Here is an 18,760-nt window from a genome sequence, read left to right on the forward strand (position 1 = left end):
TTTTGCAGCGTTAACTCGCACTTAATCCCTTGCACTCAAGATTGCCGAGTCATTTCACAGGTTCAGCTCCCATCCCCTCATCCATGCCTTTCATGCGCCCCTCGCGGCTTGCCGCCTGTGCCCTCCTGTCCGCCGCGCTGCTGGGCCTGGGTGCTGCGGCGCAAACCTTGCAAGTGCCGGGTCTGGTTTCCAGCAAGACTGCGCAAGCGGCCAGCAGCGCGCAGGATGTTTTGAGCGCAGATCAGGCCTTCGCCCTTATTGAACCAGCGCCAGGCGCTATCAAAAATGAGAATGACCAGCAGCATTTGCAGCTGCAGTGGCGCATTGCGCAAGGCTATTACCTCTACCGCGACCAGATCAAGCTCACCGATGCGCAGGGCCAGCCGCTGCCATTGAACATTCCCCCGGGCGAAACCCTGAGCGACGCATTTTTTGGCACTGTGCAGGTGTTTCATGATGCGCTGAATGTGGGCGCCCCGCTGCCACAGCGCGCCGGGCAATGGCCGCTGCAGCTGCAATGGCAGGGCTGCGCCCATGCTGGCGTGTGCTACCCGCCACAGCGGCAAAGCATTGCTGCGCAGCAACTGGGCCTGGCAACGAATTCCACGGCAACCACTGCAATCACGGCAAGCACCGCAAGCACTGCAGGCACGCCGCCAGTCGCCCCGCCATCGCCGCCTTCGCCACCCTCGCTCCTGCAATCCCTGGCGCTGCCCGCCAGCGTTCTGATCGGGCCACTGGCCTTGCCCACCATGGCTGTGGCCGCATTTCTGGCACTGTTTCTGAGCCAGTGGTGGGCCAGACGCCAGCAGCAGCGCCACGCACAGCCCGTGGAATCGCTGCTGATGCACGCCACGGTGCTAGGTTTGCTGGCAGCGCGCCTGGCCTATATCGCTCAATGGTGGCGGGAATACCTGCTGCCCGTGGCCCAGTCGCCCGCCCATGCTCTGGCGCTGATCGACATCCGTGACGGCGGCTGGAACCTCTGGGCGGGGCTTGTCGCCGCCCTGGCCTGGGTTATATGGCGCGCCCGCCACAACGCGGTGCTGCGCCGCAGCACGCTGCAGGCACTGGCGGCAGGCGCTTTCATTGTGATAGCTGCACACGCACTGCGGTATTGGGTTGAAGCGGAAAAACCTTCACTCCCCGCAATCAGCTTTGTCAATGCAGCCGCTGCATCCGTGGACCTGCGCAGCTACCAGGGCCAGCCTGTGGTCATCAACCTCTGGGCCACCTGGTGCCCACCTTGCCGCCGTGAAATGCCGGTGCTGGCGCAAGCCCAGAAAGAGCACCCCGATATTCGCTTTGTCTGGGTCAACCAAGGGGAAAACGCGCAGACCGTTGTGCGCTATCTGCAGACCATGGCCCTGCCACCGGCGCAGGTGCTGCTGGACCCCGACCAACGCGCCAGCGCGCACTGGCAGCAGCGTGGCCTGCCGTCCACCTATTTCTATGACGCGCAAGGCGAGCTGCGCGGCACGCGCATGGGAGAGCTTTCCCGCGCCAGCCTGGCCGAGCAACTGGCCCGCATTGCCACTGCCAGGCCGGCATCCACAGACAACAACCAGAAAGGCCCCCAATGACCCGCATGCCAGCGCTGCTGCGCCCAACAGCCCGAAAACGATGGGCCTTGCTGGCTACGGCCTCCATCGCGCTGCTTGCCGGGGCCACTTTTACCGCAGCCACGCTGTCGTGGGCGGCATCCGGCGATCTGCCGTCCGACAAATTTCTGGCCGAGCAAGGCCTGACCGTGGTGGGCCCCATGCCAGCCGAAGGCGGGCTCAAGGCCTGGGCCGCCTACCGCGACCAGCAGCCCATTCCCATCTACCGCCTGCCAGACGGCAAGCACTGGGTGATTGGCACCGTGATTGATGCGCAGGGCAAGGACGTGAACGCCAAGGCGCTGCAGACTGCCGTGCAAAAGCCCATGGGCCAGCAGGCCTGGGCCGATCTGGAACGCACGCACTGGATAGGTGACGGCAAGCCCGATGCGCCGCTGATTGCCTATGTCTTTACCGACCCCAACTGCCCCTACTGCAACCGACTGTGGCGCGAAGCGCGCCCCATGGTGCAGTCTGGCCAGCTACAGCTGCGCCATATTCTGGTAGCCGTGCTACGCCCCAGCAGCGAGGGCAAGGCAGCTGCCATTTTGCAGTCTGCATCGCCTGAACAAGCACTGGCCAGCCATGCGCAGGCCTATGCCAGCGCCCATGGAAAAAACCCCGACACTCTGGGCATTGCCGCACTGCCGCGTATTCCACTCTCAGCCCGCGATGCACTGGCCAACAATGTCTCGCTGATGACTGCCATGGGCCTGCGTGCCACGCCCGCCACCGTCTGGAAAAACGCGCAGGGCACGGTACAAATCCGCACCGGCATGCCTCCGGGCCTGCTTGATGAGGTGATGGGCAAGACGGCTGCCAAATAGTCATGCAGCAGCTGCTGATGTCATTGCGGTTAAACAGGCCTGAAGCCCATGCTGATAAAGCGCATGCAGCTATAGTCTGCGTAGCAAACTAACGGATTTTCACCATGACCCAAGCTGACTGGACTCAACGGCTGCCCGCCCTCCAACCCGCCTCGCGTATCGTGCTGCACGCACCCAGCGCGCAAGCGCTGGCCCGCGCCCGGGGCAACTTCAAGAATCTCAGCGCCGCCCAGCCCGATGCGCAGATCTGGATCGTCGTCAACGCCCAGGCCGTGCAGGCTGTGCTCGATGCCCCAGAGGACATGGGCCCGGCACTCAGCCAGGTGCTGCTGTGCCCCAACACCCTCAAAAACAACCAGCTCACCGCGCCCGCCCATATTCAGGTGCTGCCCATGGGCGCCGTGGAAGCCATTGCCCGCATGCAGCAAGATGGCTGGGTTTATATCCGCAGCTAATCAGCCCGAAATCAAGCTCGCAATCAAGCTCACATCAGGCCCGCATGCAGGGCAAGCCAAGGGCCACGGCCTCACACCGTGCCGTGCACCCAGGTCTGGCAATTGCCAATGCCGGTTGCACCTTCCACATCGTCGTGCAGGGCGATCAGGCAGTCCCGAAACTGGTTGAGGCGCTGAACGCTTTCAGGGCTGCTGCAGTCGGCAAAGTATTCGCCTTCCAGATGTGATTCACCGCGCCACTGCCCGTGGTGGTGGCCTTCAAAGCCGTGGTACAGGCCCGCGCCCAGGTGAAAGCCGGTGTCGCCCAGCACCTGCACTCTGAGTTCCCGCACGCTGCCGTCTGCCAGCGTAATGGCCATGCTGCCGCCCAGCAGCCGCTGGTTGCGCGGGTCAAACTTCAGCTTCGGCTCCACCTTGCGCAGCAGTACTCGCCTGCCATCGGCATACTCAAAACCGCCCTGCACACGCTCGTGGCTCCAGCCCTCGCCTGCATAGCGCAGCAGATACTGAAAAAATCCCCAGGTGCGTCCATCCGCGGCCTTGAAGCGCACAGGGCTCCACAGTGCAAAGATATGGGGTGCCAGCGCATCCATGGGGTCGGGCTGCACATCGCTGGCGGGCTGGCCCACACTGGGGCGCAGGCCCCATGAGTGGTCACGCGTCATCACCCAGTCACGCACCTCGATGCGGCGGCCTTGCAGCTCAATCCAGCCATCGGCGCAGCCAATCTGGTGATAGCGAATCTGGTCGGCACTGCGCCGGTAGCCCGTGGTCATGCGGCGGTCTTCGCGCTCCTCCACCACGCAGGGCAGCTCGCCCGTCAGCTCCAGCTCATAGCTCAGCGGCTGCACCTCGTTGGCCTGCATGCGAATGCGCACACGCTTGAGCGGCTCCAGCACCTCATACTCCAGCGGCCCGGCATTCACATCGTTGGGCGCGCTGGAAAGCGAGCGGCTGGCACGCACCGTCCACTGCTCCACACCGCGGCTGCAGCCGCCGTAGGCATCCACCACGTTGCGGTTCACATATTTGCCCATGCCAAAGTTGATGGACAGGCTTCCATCCGGCGCGCAGACCATGCCGCAGACCTTTTCAGTCCACGAAAGATCGGACTGCAGCACGCTGGCATGGGTCTCGACGATCTGGTGGTTGAAGAACTCATCGGCGGCCAGCAGCGGGCCAATGCTTGCACTCATCGGGCAATCCTCGGGGGTGGAAATGCGCTGCATCTTGCGGCCCGGGCTTTGCGCCACTCATCGTCTCTTCAGACTAAGCAAAGGTCAGAGTGACGGCGCCCATGCCTTGGGCCAAGCTGCACGCCAACTCCACCTCTGCAAGCCATTCCTGCACGCCCATGCTGACCCAAGCCGACGACTTCCCCATCCACCAGTTGCCTGAGCCCATTGCCACCGCAGGCACTGACCGCAACTTCTACGATCGCTATTACTTTCAGGGCTATGACGCCGCGCAGGGCACCATGATTGGCGCCGCGCTGGGCGTCTACCCACATCTGGACCTGATCGACGCACACTTCATGATTCAGCAGGACGGCGTGCAGCACCGCGTTTTTGCCTCCAGACATCTGCGCAGCGAACGCATGGACCTGCAGGTCGGCCCCATCACGCTGCAGGTGCTCAAACCTTTGCAGCAGCTGCGCCTGCAAGTCAACGACGAGGCCCATGGCGTGCAGGCTGACCTCACCTTCAACGGCCTCAGCGCCCCCATTGAGGAGCCACGCTTTACCCACCGCGCAGGCCCGCGCACCATCATGGACCTGACGCGCATGACGCAAAGCGGTCTGTGGGAAGGCTCCATCACCCTGAACAGCCAGCAGCAATCGGTCAGCCACTGGCGCGGCACACGCGACCGCTCCTGGGGCGTGCGACCGCTGGGCGCACGCGATGGCCAGCCCGTACCCGATGCCGGGCCCACGCAGTGGTACTGGCTGTGGGTGCCCATGCATTTTGAAGACCATCTGATGTTCTTCCATACGAATGACGATGCCCACGGCAATGGCTGGAACCGCAGCGCCGTTCTGGTGTCCCTGAAAGACCAGCAGCAGCACAAGCTGTATGACGTGCGCTTTGAGCCCAGCTATCGCCCCGGCACCCAGCAGATGGACCGCTGCAGCGTGCACGGAAAGCTGCCCGATGGCCGCCCGGTGCGCGTGGATCTGCATTGCGGCGAAATCGTGCCCAAGCAGGGCGAGGGCTACAGCCACCCCAGCTGGGGCCATGGCTTCTACCAAGGCCCGCTGGCCACGCATTTCGAGCGTGTGGACACACGCAACTGGGCACTGAACGATCTGGCCAATGTGCACCGCCACGCCATGAGCAGTGCCAGCTTGCATATCGGTGACGAGCCTGCGCGCCAGGGCCAGGCCACGCTGGAGCAAATGCTGCTGGGCGAGCATGCGCCCTCTGGCTTTCCCCCACTTGGGCATTGAACCCCGGCAAAGAAAAACAGAGAAGGAGACACACCATGCTGCAAGACATGAATGAGCTGACACAGAAACTGAGCCAATGGCTGCGCGAACAAGGCCAGCCGCGCTGCGAGGTAACGCAACTGCGCCCCTCCTCGGGCGGATATTCCAACATCACACTGCTGGGCAGCTTCAGCACGCCCGATGGCAGGGATAGCCAAGAGGTTGTCGTGCGCATACAGCCACAGACAGCCGCCGTCTATCCCGACTGCGATGTACGCGTTCAATACCGCACCATGGAGCTGCTGCAGTCCTCCGGCCTGCCCGTGCCCCGCCTCTACGGACTGGAAACCGATGCCAGCGTTCTGGGCGCACCGTTTTTCATCATGGGCCGCATCGCCGGTCAGGTGCCCGCAGAAAACCCGCTCTACCACCTGGAAGGCTGGTTGCATGACCTCGATGATGCATCCATCCGCCAGCACTGGTTTGCCGGGCTGGATGCGGTGGCAGCCCTGCCCCGGCTGGACTGGAAGGCACAGGGCTTCTCGTTTCTGCTGCCGCCAGAGGGCATGACGCCGCTGCAGCAGCAGTTGGGCTATTACGAAGACATGCTGCGCTGGAGCGAATCCCTCTCCGGCCAGCGCTATGAATGGCTGCACCGGGGTCTGCAGTGGCTGCAGCGCAATCAGCCCGCCAATGAGCCCATGGCGCTGAGCTGGGGCGATGCCAAGATGGGAAACTGCGTGTTCGACGGCGGCCAGCTCAGCGGCATGCTGGACTGGGAGCGCCCCGCCATTGCCAACCCGGTCGATGACCTGTCATGGTGGCTGATGCTGGATGAATCGCTATGCACCGGCTTTGGCCTGCCGCGTCTGGCTGGCTTGCCCAGCCGCGAAGAAAGCATTGCCTGGTGGGAAAAAGCCAGCGGCCACAGCGCGGCTGATCTGCCTTACTACGATGTGTTCTCCGCCTGGCGCTTCACGCTGGTGATGTCACGCATAGGCCATATCTTCACGCAGCGCGGCTGGGTCAGCGCTGATGCGCAGATGGATCACAACAACGGCGGCAGCACACTGCTCAAGCGGCTTGCCGAGCAGCATGCTTTCTAAAGCACGAGCGCTTAAAGCCCCCAGTCCCTGAGCGAGGGCAGCGCCAGCTGCGTCGCGGCATAGCCTTCGTCGATGGACTCACGGCCCCGGTGAAAGTCCATCAGCCCGATATGCGACAGGCGCGGCGCAATCAGCACCTCGGCCGGGTCTCCGGCCATGCGGCTGCGCGTGATGCGCATCTGCATGATGTTGACGCTGGCCATCACCACATTGACCAGCGAAGGCACGCGCGGCGAATCATCGTCCTCTTCCTCGCCGCCTTCCTTGCGCCCCATGCGCATAAAGGATGAAGACAGCGTCTTCACACTGGTCATGCTGCTTTTCCACTTGCCGCTCCAGCCCACGGGGGAAACCGGGCCCGGCCCCTCCTGCGGGCTGCTCTGCGCTTCTGAAGGTGCCACCGGCTCCTGCAGCTCTGCATGCAGCTGCGAAAGGTGAACCTCCCGCGTATGAATGCGCAGCTCGGTTTCGCTCATATCCACGGGCTTCATGTGCTTGCGCATGATGTCCGCGTTCAGATCGACGGCAATGACGATGTCGGCCCCCATGGCTCTGGCCAGAGAGACCGGCACAGGGTTGACCAGGCCGCCATCCACCAGCAAGCGCCCTTCGTGGCTCACCGGCGTAAACAGGCCCGGCAGCGCAATCGAGGCGCGCACGGCTTCGGCAATCGAGCCCTTGCGCATCCAGACTTCAGCGCCCGTCTGCAGATCGGTGGCCACGCAGCCGAAGGGCGCGCCCAGCTCCTCCATGGTTTCCTGCACAAAGTTTTCGCGCCAGAAGTCGATGATCTTCTCGCCCTTGAGCAAGCCGCCGCCCAGGTTGAAGTCCATGAAGCCAAAGACCTTGCGCTTGCCCAGGCCCAGCACCCATTCCTCGAAACCATCCATCTCACCAGCGGCGTAGGTGGCCCCCACCAGCGAACCAATCGAGGTGCCGCAGATGATGTCCGGGCTCACGCCCGCTTCACGCAGCGCATGCAGCACGCCAAAATGCGCCCAGCCACGGGCCGAGCCACTGCCCAGCGCTAGTCCGACAATCGGTTTACGTCGCAACTTGTTCATGCCTGCTTTCTAGCGCACGGAGCGCAGGGAAAAATTACAGCGGCTTCTCACCGGCCAGCAGCGCCAGCATACCGGCCTCATCCAGCACGGGCACGCCCAGCTCTTCGGCCTTGGCCAGCTTGCTGCCCGCCTCGGCACCAGCCACCACATAGCTGGTTTTCTTGCTGACCGAGCCAGACACCTTGGCGCCAGCGGCTTCCAGCATATCCTTGGCAGCATCGCGCCCCAGCGTGGGCAGCGTGCCGGTCAGCACCACCGTCAGGCCCGCCAGAATCTGCGGCGCTTTCTCGGCAGGCTCGCCCTCTTCCCAGTGCACGCCGCAGGCGCGCAACTGCTCCACCACCTCGCGGTTATGGGGCTGGGCAAAGAAGGTGTGAATGCTGTCGGCCACGATGGGCCCCACGTCCTTGACCTGCAGCAGGTCTTCTACGCTGGCATCCATGATGGCGTCCAGCTTGCCGAAATGCTTGGCCAGATCCTTGGCCGTGGATTCACCCACATTGCGCACCCCCAGACCAAACAGAAAACGCTGCAAGCTGGTGCTCTTGGATTTTTCCAGCGCCGCCAGCACATTCAGGGCCGACTTTTCGGCCATGCGCTCCAGCGCCACCAGCGACGTCAGGCCCAGCTTGTAGAGGTCAGGCAGCACGCGCACCACTTGCGCATCCACCAGCTGGTCAACTAGCTTGCCGCCCAGGCCTTCAATGTCCATAGCGCGGCGGTGGGCGAAGTGCAGGATGGCTTCCTTGCGCTGCGCCGCGCAGAACAGGCCGCCCGTACAGCGGTGGTTGGCCTCACCCTTTTCGCGCACTACTTCGCTGCCGCAGATGGGGCAGGTCTTGGGCATGCGGAAGTTGGGCACGTAAAACGGCCGTTCTCCAGGCACCTTGCCCACGACTTCTGGAATCACATCCCCGGCGCGGCGCACGATGACGGTGTCACCCACACGCACGCCTTTTTTGCGAATGTCAAACAGATTGGACAGCGTGGCATTCGTCACCACCACGCCGCCCACCTGCACAGGGGCCAGACGCGCCACGGGCGTGAGCTTGCCGGTGCGGCCCACCTGCACGTCAATCGCTTCCATCAGCGTGGGCATTTCCTGCGCAGGATATTTATGGGCCACAGCCCAGCGCGGTTCACGCGATTTGAATCCCAACTGGCGCTGCAGGCTCAGGCTGTTGACCTTGTAGACCACGCCGTCGATTTCATAGGGCAGCGCGGCGCGTTCAGCGCCCAGACGCTCATGAAACGCTACCAATTCAGAAGCACCTGTCGCAATACAGACTTGGGGGGCGACCGGAAAACCCCATGATTTCAGCGTCTGCAGCATGCCGTAATGGGTGACAAAATTCGGCCCACCCTGATCGGCGGGCGAGACCTCGCCCAAACCATAGGCAAAGAAAGACAGCGGGCGCTGGGCCGCGATCTTGGAATCGAGCTGGCGCACCGAGCCTGCCGCCGCATTGCGTGGGTTGGCAAAAGTCTTGCCACCGGCAGCCAGCTGGCGTTCGTTGAGCTTTTCCAGATCGGCACGCATCATGTGCACCTCGCCGCGCACTTCCACCACGGGCGGCACCTGCGCACCTGCGGACAGCGTCAGCGGAATCTGGCGAATGGTGCGGATATTGTGGGTGACGTCCTCGCCCACCTCGCCATCACCACGCGTGGTGGCCTGCACCAGCAAGCCGTTTTCATAGCGCAGATTCATGGCCAGACCGTCGAACTTGGGCTCGGCTACATATTCGATGGCGGGTGCCGATGCGTCCAGGCCCAGCTCCTTGCGCACGCGCTGGTCGAAAGCGATGGCGCCAGTGGCTTCGTTGTCGGTCTCGGTCTGGATGCTGAGCATGGGCACGGCGTGGCGCACAGGCGTCAGGCCATCAAGCACCGCGCCAATCACACGCTGGGTGGGCGAGTCGGGCGTCACCAGTTCAGGGTAGGCACCCTCCAGCGCTTCCAGCTGCTGATACAGGCGGTCGTACTCCCCGTCGGGCACGCTGGGGGCATCGAGCACATAGTATTCATGCGCCCATTGATGCAGCTGGGCACGCAGGGCTGCGGCCTTGGCGGTCACGCTCTCTGGCAAGCTGGTTTTGATAGCAGCTTGCGCTTTATCGTCCTGGGGTTCAGCGGAAAAAAGGTCTAGGGTATCGGTCATGCTCTGTCCGCTGGAATATTCGAATATTCAAGTGTGGCTTACGCAAATCAGGTTCTGGCAAGAAGGCTGGCTTCATAGCGCGGCCCTCGTTGAATGCTTGCGTAAGTCCTGTAAAGGTTTGATATAAAAAAGGCCAACAATGTTGGCCCTGTTTTCTTAGCTGAACAATCTGCGCGCCAGCAAGGAGCCGGCTGACAGCTCCCGGCTGTCAAGCTTGTCGTAGAGCAGCTCCAGATCATGCTGAATCGGGTCCAGCGCCGACACTGGCAGCAAATAGCCGTTCTGGTCGCACAGCACGCCGTCCATGGTCTGGCACAGCTGTTCAGCCACCTGGCGCAGACGCGCAAACGGCTGCTGACCACGCGGCACCTGGGCCACATCCAGGCTCACCAGGAATTCACGCACCACAGACTGATCCAGATCGTCGCCCAGCGCCGCCTGCGGGTCGTAGCTCAGCACCAGCACGGGCGGCAGATTGGCGATGGGCGAAGCCATCTGCATGCGGCCCGGCATGGCGCTGGACACAAAGCCCAGACGCTGCGCGTTTTGCTGCACATAGCCTGCGCTCCACGATGCCTGACGGGCGCGCAGCATGAAACTCAGCTGCGCATCGTGCTCACCGGCAAACTGGTCCAGCTCGCGGGCACGCGAGACTTCGTTGAGCATATCGGGCACATCGGCCATGGCGCCCAGCGCATCGGCAAAGCGCTGCACCTTGGTGACGAACTCGGAAAACTCGATTTCGTTGAGCGAGCCCGTCCGGTTGGCCAGCTGCACGCCAGCCTGAAAGCCCAGATAGGCGTGGCCCGCCTGCAGCGGCTCCCACTGCTTGCTGTCCTTGTTCATGCCTTCGATGGCAAAAGGCTTGTTGCCCGCACGGCGGGTGCTGGGCTGGGCCTGCAGCGCCACTTCGCCGGGCACGATCTGGGCCACGGTGATGGGCGCAATGGCGTCGATCAGCGCATCCAGATGGCCACGACGCTCCAGCGATGGGGCGGGTGCAATCGCGGGAATTTCGGCCAGGGGCGCTTCACTGAGCACAGGCTCCTGGCGTGATGCAGCCGCCTGCTCGGTCACGGCAGCAATGGCCGCATCGGTGCGCTGCTTGGAGGCTTGATCTTGCACATCACCAGACTCGGTCGCATCGCTCTGGGCCTGCGCGGCCAGACGCTGCTGATCTTCCTGCGCCACGAGGCGGGCCAGCTCGGCATCGGCCTCGGCAAAACGGCCCTCGGGCATTTGCACAGGCTCGGCGCCGGGAACGGCCTTGCCGAAATCTCCCAGCACGGGTTCATGCTGGTATTTGGTCAGATCGGCGCCATGGCCCACGGTATCCATGCCGGGCTCATGACGTGCGGGATCGGCACTCTCTTCCTGAGGTTCGGACCGGCGCGGTGCATTGCGGCGCGAGGACCAGGAGTTGTAGGCAACGATCAGCGCCAACAGAACCACACCCAGGACGGCCAGACTGATTTGCAAGTTACTCATGTCAGAAAACGATTTTTTCCAGAATATTTGGACGACATGGCTCAGGATAGCTCAGCCATGGACAGCGCGGACTCCATGTCCACCGCAACAATTCGTGAAACGCCCTGCTCCTGCATGGTCACACCAATCAGTTGCTCGGCCATTTCCATGGCGATCTTGTTGTGACTGATGAACAGAAACTGGGTTCCCTTGCTCATGCTGTAGACCAGCTTGGCATAGCGTTCGGTATTGGCATCATCCAGCGGTGCGTCCACCTCATCGAGCAGACAGAACGGCGCGGGATTGAGCTGGAAGATGGCAAACACCAGCGCAATCGCGGTCAGTGCTTTTTCGCCACCCGACAGCAGGTGAATGGTCTGGTTCTTCTTGCCGGGCGGCTGGGCAATCACCTGCACGCCCGCATCCAGAATTTCGTCGCCGGTAATCACCAGCTTGGCCTGCCCGCCGCCAAACAGCTCGGGGAACATGCGGCCAAAGTGGCGGTTGACGATGTCGAAGGTGCCGGTCAGCAGGTCACGCGTTTCGGCGTCAATCTTGCGGATGGCCTCTTCCAGCGTGTTCATGGCCTTGGTCAGGTCATCCATCTGCGCATCGAGGAAGGTCTTGCGCTCGCGCGCCAGCGTCAGCTCGTCAAGCGCGGCCAGATTCACCGCACCCAGCGCCTGAATTTCGCGGTGCAGACGGTCGATTTCGCCCTGCAGGCCGTGCATGCGCACATTGCCCTCGGCAATCGACTGGGCCACGGCGGCCAGATCGGCCTCGGCTTCGGTCAGCAAATTGCTGTACTGTTCCAGGCCCAGGCGCGCGGCCTGTTCCTTGAGCTGAAATTCGGTGATGCGCTGACGCAGCGGATCCAGCGCCTTTTCCAGACTCTGACGGCGCTCATCGCTGGCACGCAGCTTGTTGGTCAGGTCTTCGTATTCGCTGCGGCGCTCGGCCACATCTTTTTCGCGCTGCATCTTCAAGTCCAGCGCATCCTGCAGACCGCCCTGCGCAGCGGCGTCTGACAGACGGGCCAGCTCATCCTGAGCGCGCTGCTGCTCTTCGGCCAGCGACTTGGCCTGCTGGCTGGCAGTTTCAATGGTGCGCGACAGCTCGGCGCGGCGCGCATGCAGGGTGCGCTGCGAGAAAGTGGCTTCCTGCGCCTGGCGCTCCAGCGCACGCAGTTGCTCGCGTGACTCGTTCAGGCGGCGCTCGGACTCCAGCACACGGTCGCCCAGTTGGGCGTGGCGCTCCTGGCTATCGGCCAGTTGCATGTCCAGCTCTTCAAAGCGGGCCTCGGCAGAGACTTTGCGCTCTTCGATATCGCCCAGTTGTGCTTCGACTTCGGACAGATCTGCCGAAATCTGCGCATTGCGGGCACGGGCCTGCTCGGCCAGTTGCGACAGTCTCAGGGTTTCAACCTGCAGTTCATGCGCACGGCCCTGTGATTCCGTCGCTTCCCGGCGCGCAGACACCAGACGCTGGGACGCATCGGCATAAGCACTTTCGGCACGCACCAGCGCCGAGCGCGATTCATCGGCAATCAGCGACTGGGCACGCACCTCTTTTTCAAGGTGTTCAATTTCCTGGGCCCGCGCCAGCAGGCCCGACTGCTCGGAATCCTGCGCATAAAACGTCACGCTGTGCGCGGTGACGGCGTGGCCCGTAGGCACGTAAATGGTTTCACCTGCCTGCAAGTCAGCCCGCTTGGCCAGGGCTTCATCCAGCGTGGGTGCCGTGTAGCAGCCCGAGAGCCAATCGACCAGCACGGCGCGCAGACCTGCGTCATTGACCTTGAGCAGATCTGACAGGGCCGCAAAACGGCTGCCAAGCGCTGCACCTGCCGCTTGTGGCGGGCTGAAGAACGCCAGGCGCGCAGGCGGAGCATCCTGCCCGCCACTGCCCAGAAAGCCGCGCACCATATCAAGGCGGCCCACTTCCAGCGCCCCCAGTCGCTCACGCAGCGCGGCTTCTAGTGCATTTTCCCAGCCGCCTTCAATGGCGATGCGGCTCCACAGCCCTTGCAGCCCGTCCAGACCATGCTTGGCCAGCCAGGGCTGGAGCTTGCCATCGGTCTTGACCTTTTCCTGCAAGGCCTTGAGCGCTTCGAGGCGAGCCGACAGATCAGCGTGGCGGCTGTTTTCAGCATTCACCGTCTGCTGGCGCGTGCGGCGGTCTTCATCGAGCTGCGGCACACTGTCCTGCAGCTCGTTGAGCACGGCATCGGCCATCTCGGCCAGCTCCTGCGCTTCGGCCAACTGGGTTTGCAGATTGTTCAGCCGGGCTTCGTCAGGCGTTTCCAGCGCATTGCGATCGGCACGCAAGCGCTCAAAGCGGGTTTCAAACTGGCGGCGCTGCTCGTCCAGACTGCGCTGCTCGGCGGCCAGCACTTGAATCTGTTGCTGCACCTGCACCACAGAGTTGCGCTGGTCTGCATCCGCCTTCTGCGCCTTGTGCAGCGCGTCTTCCAGATCAGGCAGGCGGGCGCTTTGCTCTTCGAGCTGAGCGGCCAACATCTCGGCCTGCTCCTCGGCGTCCATGCCCGCGCCTTCGATGTTCTCGATTTCGCCCTGCGCTTCTTCGCTGCGGCTGCTCCACAGCAAAAGCTGTTCGGCCAGCTGCTGCAGGCGCTGCTGCACACGCTGGCGGCCTTCGACCACATAGCGAATTTCGGCTTCCAGCTTGCCCACTTCCGCCGTGGCTTCGTACAGCTTGCTTTGCGCCTGATTGACATGGTCGCTGGCGTCGTAGTGCGCCTGGCGCAGGGTTTCCAGTCCGCTTTCGTTGTTGCGGATATCGGCCATGCGCTCTTCAAGCTCATTGACGACCTTCAGGCCCTCAACCCGCACGCGGTCCTGCTCGGCTTCGGCTTCGGCACGCTTCATGAACCACAGCTGGTGCTGCTTGAGCGTGACCTGGCTGTTTAAGCCGTTGTACTTGGCTGCAACTTCGGCTTGCTTCTCAAGCTTGTCAAGGTTGGCGTTGAGTTCGCGAAGAATATCTTCCACACGGGTGAGGTTTTCGGTCGTGGCCGAAAGGCGGTTTTCCGTCTCACGCCTGCGCTCCTTGTATTTGGATACCCCAGCCGCTTCTTCCAGAAACAGTCGCAGCTCTTCCGGGCGCGACTCAATGATGCGGCTGATCGTGCCCTGACCAATGATGGCGTAGGCACGCGGGCCAAGGCCGGTGCCCAGAAACACGTCCTGCACGTCACGGCGACGCACGGGCTGGTTATTGATGAAATAGCTGCTGTTGCCTTCGCGCGTGAGCACGCGCTTGACGGCAATCTCGCCAAACTGGCCCCACTGGCCACCGGCACGGTGGTCGCTGTTGTCAAACGTCAGCTCCACGCTGGCGCGGCTGGACGGTTTGCGGTGGGTGGTGCCGTTGAAGATGACGTCCTGCATGGACTCGCCGCGCAACTCGCTGGCCTTGCTCTCGCCCAGCACCCAGCGCACCGCGTCCATGATGTTGGACTTGCCGCAGCCGTTGGGGCCGACCACACCCACCATCTGCCCGGGCAGGATGAAGTTGGTGGGTTCTGCAAAGGATTTGAAGCCGGAGAGCTTGATGGAATTCAGGCGCACGGTGTCAGAGTCAGTCCAGGGGCGGCAACAGGTTGAGAGTTCAAAGCCAGAAACGGCAAAAACCGGTCGCGCAGGCGCAAAGCTTGAGAAAACTCAAGCCTTGCTCGCAACCGATGACAGGCCAGAATCATAACGCGCCCTGTCAGCCATCACGCCAACTTTGCTGCATCTGCGCAAACCATAGCGGCCAGCGCTTGACTATCAAGGGCTTTGAGCCGTTTTTTCAGCCCATTCAGCTACGCGGCTGAAAGGCGATCAGCCCCACGCCCAGCAGGCATACGGCCACGCCTGCCATGTCCCAGCCGCTGGGGCGCACACCATCAACCAGCCACAGCCAGATCAAAGCCACGCTGATATAGACCCCGCCATAGGCTGCATAAATACGGCCCGAGGCCGAGGGGTGCAGCGTGAGCAGCCACACAAAAGCCACCAGACTGAGTGCTGCGGGCAGCAGCAGCCAGACACTGGCGCCCTGCTTGAGCCAGAGCCAGGGCAGATAGCAGCCCAGAATTTCGGCCACGGCGGTGATCGCAAACAGCGACAGGGTCTTGATTTCAGTCACAGCAAATCTTCAGAGGAAAAGGCCGGCCCAAGCCACGCCAGGCCGGATATTCTCGCTGCACTCCAGTCCCCAGCAGACTGTGAGCCCTCTTTAGCCGCCAATGCCGTCAGCGCATGGACGCCGGGCTGAGCGCCGGGGCGCTGGAGCCTGGCACATTCCCCTCGGTCACCAGACGCTCGAAATCCAGCGGGGGAACGGCGGGACTCATCAGATAGCCCTGCCATGCATAGCAGCGTATGCCTTCCAGAAAGCGGCACTGCGCCAGCGTTTCCACGCCCTCGGCAATGACTTCCAGACTCAGACTCTTGGCCAGGGCCACGATGGTGCGCGCAATGGCCGCATCGTTGGGGTCGGTCAGCACATCGCGCACAAAGCTGCGGTCGATCTTGAGCTGATCGAGCGGCAGGCGCTTGAGATAGGCCAGCGAGGAATAACCAGTGCCAAAGTCATCGAGCGAAAAGCCAATGCCGTAAGACTTGAGCCGCGCCATCTTGGCAATGGTGCTGTCCACATCGGTCACCAGCATGCCTTCTGTCAGCTCCAGCTTGAGCTTGCGCGCATCCGCGCCATGCTCGGCCAGGGCCTTGAGCACCTGATCCACAAACCCCGGCTGCAAAAACTGGCTGGGGCTGACGTTGACCGACAGCACCAGCTGGCCAAAGCGCGGGTGCTGGGCCCAGCAGGCCAGTTGGTGGCAAGCGGCCTGCAGCACCCATTCGCCCAGCGGCAGGATGAAGCCGGTTTCCTCGGCCAGCGGGATGAACTGCGCAGGGGGTACATAACCGCGTTCCGGGTGCTTCCAGCGCAGCAGGGCTTCGGCCCCGGTAATGCGGCCTATTTCCACCTGGGGCTGATAGAACAGCTCAAACTGACCAGCATCCAGCCCGGCACGCATATCGTGCTCCAGCGCACGACGTTCCTTAAGGGCGGACTGCAGCTGCGGATCGAAGAAGCAGCGCGTATTGCGCCCCTGGCTCTTGGCCTGGTACATGGCCATTTCTGCGCGGCGCAGCACTTCTTCCACCGTCAGTGGCAGGCCGCCAAACAGGCTCAGGCCCATGCTGACGGTGATCTTGCGCGGAATACCGGCAATTTCCATGGACTCGCGCAGCTCATGCATCCAGTGCTTGGCTTCATGCTCCAGCCGGGCTGCGGCAGCCACCGGGTCGGTACCCAGGTCTTCCAGCAGCACCACAAAATCATCGCCCCCCTGGCGCGCCATGCTGGCGCCAGCGGGCAGCAAGGCCTTGATGCGCTGGCTCATGACCACCAGCAGCTGATCGCCCTGTTCCAGCCCATAGGCCTCGTTGAAGGCCTTGAAATTATCAATATCCAGCAGCACCACGCCACCGAAATGCTGGCGCAGCATGCTGGTCTCCAGCGCCTGCTGCAAACGGTCGGCCATCAGGCGGCGGTTGGGCAGATCGGTCAGCGCATCGTAGAAAGCCAGACGTTTGGCTTCCTGCTCCGCTGCCTTGCGCAGGCTCTGGTCCTGCAGGACCAAGAGGCAGCCATCGTCCTGCACCACGCCCGAGACCAGAACCGAGCGGCGCTGACCATCCACACCCAGCAGCTGCATTTCCTGCGAATCAATGGTGTAGGCGCCAGGCGAGCCAACCTGCACATTCCAGGCTTCGGTTTCCAGAGACGACAGCAGGCTTTTCTCCGCCTTCAGTGCGGCGCGGGCTTTTTCCTGGGCGCTTTGCCAGCGTTGCACCACGCGCTCGTGTTCTGCTGCGTCGGGGTACATCCGCTGCCACCATTGCGCTGAGCTGGTTTCCGGCAAGGCCGCCTGCCCTGCCAGCCGCAAAAATTCTTCGTTCCAGTAGACAAAGCGCCCATCCAGGTCTTCCATGACCAGACCCACAGGCAGTCTCTGCATCAGATTGCGCAACTGCTGATGGCCCTCGCGCTCCATCTGCTCAAAGCGCTTTCGGCCACTGATGTCCTGCACCAGCAGCAGCACACGCTGCTCGCCACTTGAATCCTTGAGAAATGCAGTCAGCTCGACCCACAGCAGCTCGCCGGTGCGGGCGCGCAGGCAAAACTCCCCACCCGCATGCGAAAACTGCTGCAGATGGTTCACATCCATCAGCGTGGCGCATGAGGCACGGTCTTCGGGCACCACCAGCTCAAGCACATTGCGCGCCAGCAGCTCTGACTCTGCATATCCGGTCAGGCGGCAGTAATGGGGGTTGGCCTTGAGAATGCTGTGGCTGGACAGTTCCAGCTCAACCACGCCCAGCGCCGCCTGCTCGCACATGGCGTGAAAGCGGGCATCGCTTTGCTGGCGTGCCTGCTTGGAGGAGTGAATGCGCTGCAGCCAGCCTGCACGGGTCTGCCACCAGCCGGAAAAGCCCAGCGCAAAAGCCAGCCCCGCCAAGGTGCCCAGGGCAAAAATTGCCCACGGCAATGCTTTTTCCAGCCAGGTCACCGCATCAGGAACAGGCTTGAACTGCAGCAGCCAGACCCGGTCATACGCACGCATGGTGCGCTCCAGCGCCGCCGTTTGCGCAAAGCTTTTCTGATTGGCGCTCTGCGCCCATAAGGGGCCGGTATAAAGAGTGCTCTCCGTCAGCGCCTTTGCCGTCTGCGCACCGGTGGCCGGGCCCAGGTCCATCAAGCGCATGGCCACATGCGGATAGACGCTGGCGGGCAGCAGATTGCGGGCGAAATCCGGCAAGATCAAACTGGCATTCACAATGCCCAGCAACTGCGGTGCCGCGTTGCTGTTTCTGTCCTGAGGGGCAAATACCGGCAGGCGCAGCAAGACGCCCAGCGGGCTGTCCGCTACCTGATAGAGGTGATAAGCGCCAGAGACGCTGATGGTCTGACTCTTCCACGCCGACTGCAAAGACTGCCAGGCGACCGATGGCTGGCGCGCGTTGCTGCCGCTCAGCATTTCATTGCCCTTGTACGGCCAGACGGCAGACACCTCAAAGTTGAAAGGCGGCTCTCCAGCTTCGGCCTGCGGATTGGGTTCTGTGACCCGCGTCAAGCTCAAGGCCTGCAATCCGTGCAATCGCACTTGTGACAGCGCATGGTGCGCCTGCTCGGCAAACAGTTGCTGGCTTTCGTCCGCTTCGCCTTGCAAGGACAGCGCCACCTGCTCCAGCACTTCCCGGTATGCCTGCAGCCGCTGCTGCAGCATCTGCACGGTTTGCTCGGCACTGCTGTCCAGCCTTTGCCCCGCCCGGTTCTGCATATTGCTGTGTACCAGCCAGCCGCCCAGTGCTCCGCAGCCCACACCCAGAGCCAGCGCCGTGAAAGCGAGCCCGAAACGGCGTGTCTTCAACGATGAACGAAGAACAGAACGCGACATGCAAAAACCAGAGGGAAGCTGAATGGGAAAACCACCTGTTCTGCCATCACCGCCAGCAAGCCAGCACCCGGTGAGCCAATACAGAACACTGATGACTAGTGTGTAGGAAGCTGCTTACATATCCAAGACATTTACGTGCTCGTGTTTACCCTCGGGGCTCTCGATGACTCACTCTGGACC

Annotated in this window: 12 protein-coding genes; 5 read left to right on the forward strand and 7 right to left on the reverse strand. The window is 62.6% G+C overall.

Annotation, left to right across the window (positions count from 1 at the left end):
- The first annotated feature begins 83 nt into the window (after window positions 1–83).
- The 3 genes from JDW18_RS11635 (at window position 84) to JDW18_RS11645 (ending at window position 2,883) form a co-directional block, all read left to right on the forward strand.
- A complete protein-coding gene (locus JDW18_RS11635) occupies window positions 84–1,583 on the forward strand; it encodes a prolipoprotein diacylglyceryl transferase family protein (protein ID WP_218239626.1) in 1,500 nt (499 codons plus the stop codon).
- Complete coding sequence (dsbG, locus tag JDW18_RS11640) at window positions 1,580–2,428, forward strand: thiol:disulfide interchange protein DsbG (protein ID WP_246609856.1); 849 nt, start codon at window positions 1,580–1,582, stop codon at window positions 2,426–2,428. The genes JDW18_RS11635 and dsbG overlap by 4 nt, the downstream gene beginning before the upstream one ends.
- Before the next feature lie 104 nt (window positions 2,429–2,532).
- Window positions 2,533–2,883 (forward strand): DsrE family protein, encoded by a 351-nt coding sequence (locus tag JDW18_RS11645; protein WP_218239627.1) that lies wholly within the window; start codon window positions 2,533–2,535, stop codon window positions 2,881–2,883.
- Between the two features lie 71 nt (window positions 2,884–2,954).
- Here the strand turns inward: JDW18_RS11645 and JDW18_RS11650 are convergent, their stop codons facing one another.
- Window positions 2,955–4,136: an Rv3169 family protein gene (locus JDW18_RS11650; RefSeq protein WP_218239628.1), complete on the reverse strand. Its 1,182-nt coding sequence runs from the start codon at window positions 4,134–4,136 to the stop codon at window positions 2,955–2,957.
- 44 nt (window positions 4,137–4,180) lie between these two features.
- Here JDW18_RS11650 and JDW18_RS11655 point away from each other — a divergent pair, with 44 nt between their 5' ends.
- Window positions 4,181–5,329, forward strand: coding sequence for an Rv3169 family protein (locus JDW18_RS11655; RefSeq protein WP_218239629.1), 1,149 nt, complete (start codon window positions 4,181–4,183; stop codon window positions 5,327–5,329).
- 35 nt (window positions 5,330–5,364) lie between these two features.
- Window positions 5,365–6,414 carry a phosphotransferase family protein gene (locus JDW18_RS11660; RefSeq protein ID WP_218239630.1) on the forward strand — a complete coding sequence of 350 codons (1,050 nt, stop codon included), beginning with the start codon at window positions 5,365–5,367 and terminating at the stop codon, window positions 6,412–6,414.
- An 11-nt stretch (window positions 6,415–6,425) separates the two neighbouring features.
- Here the strand turns inward: JDW18_RS11660 and JDW18_RS11665 are convergent, their stop codons facing one another.
- The 6 genes from JDW18_RS11665 to JDW18_RS11690 all read right to left on the reverse strand — a co-directional run bounded on the left by JDW18_RS11665 (window position 6,426) and on the right by JDW18_RS11690 (window position 18,580).
- On the reverse strand, window positions 6,426–7,478 hold the full coding sequence (locus tag JDW18_RS11665) for a patatin family protein (RefSeq protein ID WP_218239631.1): 1,053 nt from the start codon (window positions 7,476–7,478) through the stop codon (window positions 6,426–6,428).
- A gap of 34 nt (window positions 7,479–7,512) precedes the next feature.
- Complete coding sequence (ligA, locus tag JDW18_RS11670; protein ID WP_218239632.1) at window positions 7,513–9,639, reverse strand: NAD-dependent DNA ligase LigA; 2,127 nt, start codon at window positions 9,637–9,639, stop codon at window positions 7,513–7,515.
- Window positions 9,640–9,795: 156 nt separating this feature from the next.
- Window positions 9,796–11,127 (reverse strand): cell division protein FtsZ, encoded by a 1,332-nt coding sequence (locus JDW18_RS11675; protein WP_218239633.1) that lies wholly within the window; start codon window positions 11,125–11,127, stop codon window positions 9,796–9,798.
- Between the two features lie 41 nt (window positions 11,128–11,168).
- Complete coding sequence (gene smc, locus JDW18_RS11680) at window positions 11,169–14,696, reverse strand: chromosome segregation protein SMC (protein WP_218239634.1); 3,528 nt, start codon at window positions 14,694–14,696, stop codon at window positions 11,169–11,171.
- 232 nt (window positions 14,697–14,928) lie between these two features.
- A complete protein-coding gene (locus JDW18_RS11685; RefSeq protein WP_218239635.1) occupies window positions 14,929–15,258 on the reverse strand; it encodes a YnfA family protein in 330 nt (109 codons plus the stop codon).
- A 106-nt stretch (window positions 15,259–15,364) separates the two neighbouring features.
- The gene (locus JDW18_RS11690) at window positions 15,365–18,580 is read right to left on the reverse strand and encodes a bifunctional diguanylate cyclase/phosphodiesterase (RefSeq protein ID WP_218239636.1); all 3,216 of its coding nucleotides are present in this window, start codon (window positions 18,578–18,580) and stop codon (window positions 15,365–15,367) included.
- Window positions 18,581–18,760 lie beyond the last annotated feature (180 nt).

It is taken from the genome of Comamonas fluminis (assembly GCF_019186805.1).
GTDB classification, from domain to species: Bacteria; Pseudomonadota; Gammaproteobacteria; order Burkholderiales; family Burkholderiaceae_C; genus Comamonas; species Comamonas fluminis.

Excerpts from the sequence above, each read along its gene's own strand:
- JDW18_RS11635 (WP_218239626.1), top strand. The coding sequence starts at position 84 with ATGCCTTTCATGCGCCCCTCGCGGCTTGCCGCCTGTGCCCTCCTGTCC.
- dsbG (WP_246609856.1), top strand. The coding sequence starts at position 1,580 with ATGACCCGCATGCCAGCGCTGCTGCGCCCAACAGCCCGAAAACGATGG.
- JDW18_RS11645 (WP_218239627.1), top strand. The coding sequence starts at position 2,533 with ATGACCCAAGCTGACTGGACTCAACGGCTGCCCGCCCTCCAACCCGCC.
- JDW18_RS11655 (WP_218239629.1), top strand. The coding sequence starts at position 4,181 with ATGCCTTGGGCCAAGCTGCACGCCAACTCCACCTCTGCAAGCCATTCC.
- JDW18_RS11660 (WP_218239630.1), top strand. The coding sequence starts at position 5,365 with ATGCTGCAAGACATGAATGAGCTGACACAGAAACTGAGCCAATGGCTG.
- JDW18_RS11665 (WP_218239631.1), bottom strand. The coding sequence starts at position 7,478 with ATGAACAAGTTGCGACGTAAACCGATTGTCGGACTAGCGCTGGGCAGT.
- ligA (WP_218239632.1), bottom strand. The coding sequence starts at position 9,639 with ATGACCGATACCCTAGACCTTTTTTCCGCTGAACCCCAGGACGATAAA.
- JDW18_RS11675 (WP_218239633.1), bottom strand. The coding sequence starts at position 11,127 with ATGAGTAACTTGCAAATCAGTCTGGCCGTCCTGGGTGTGGTTCTGTTG.
- JDW18_RS11690 (WP_218239636.1), bottom strand. The coding sequence starts at position 18,580 with ATGTCGCGTTCTGTTCTTCGTTCATCGTTGAAGACACGCCGTTTCGGG.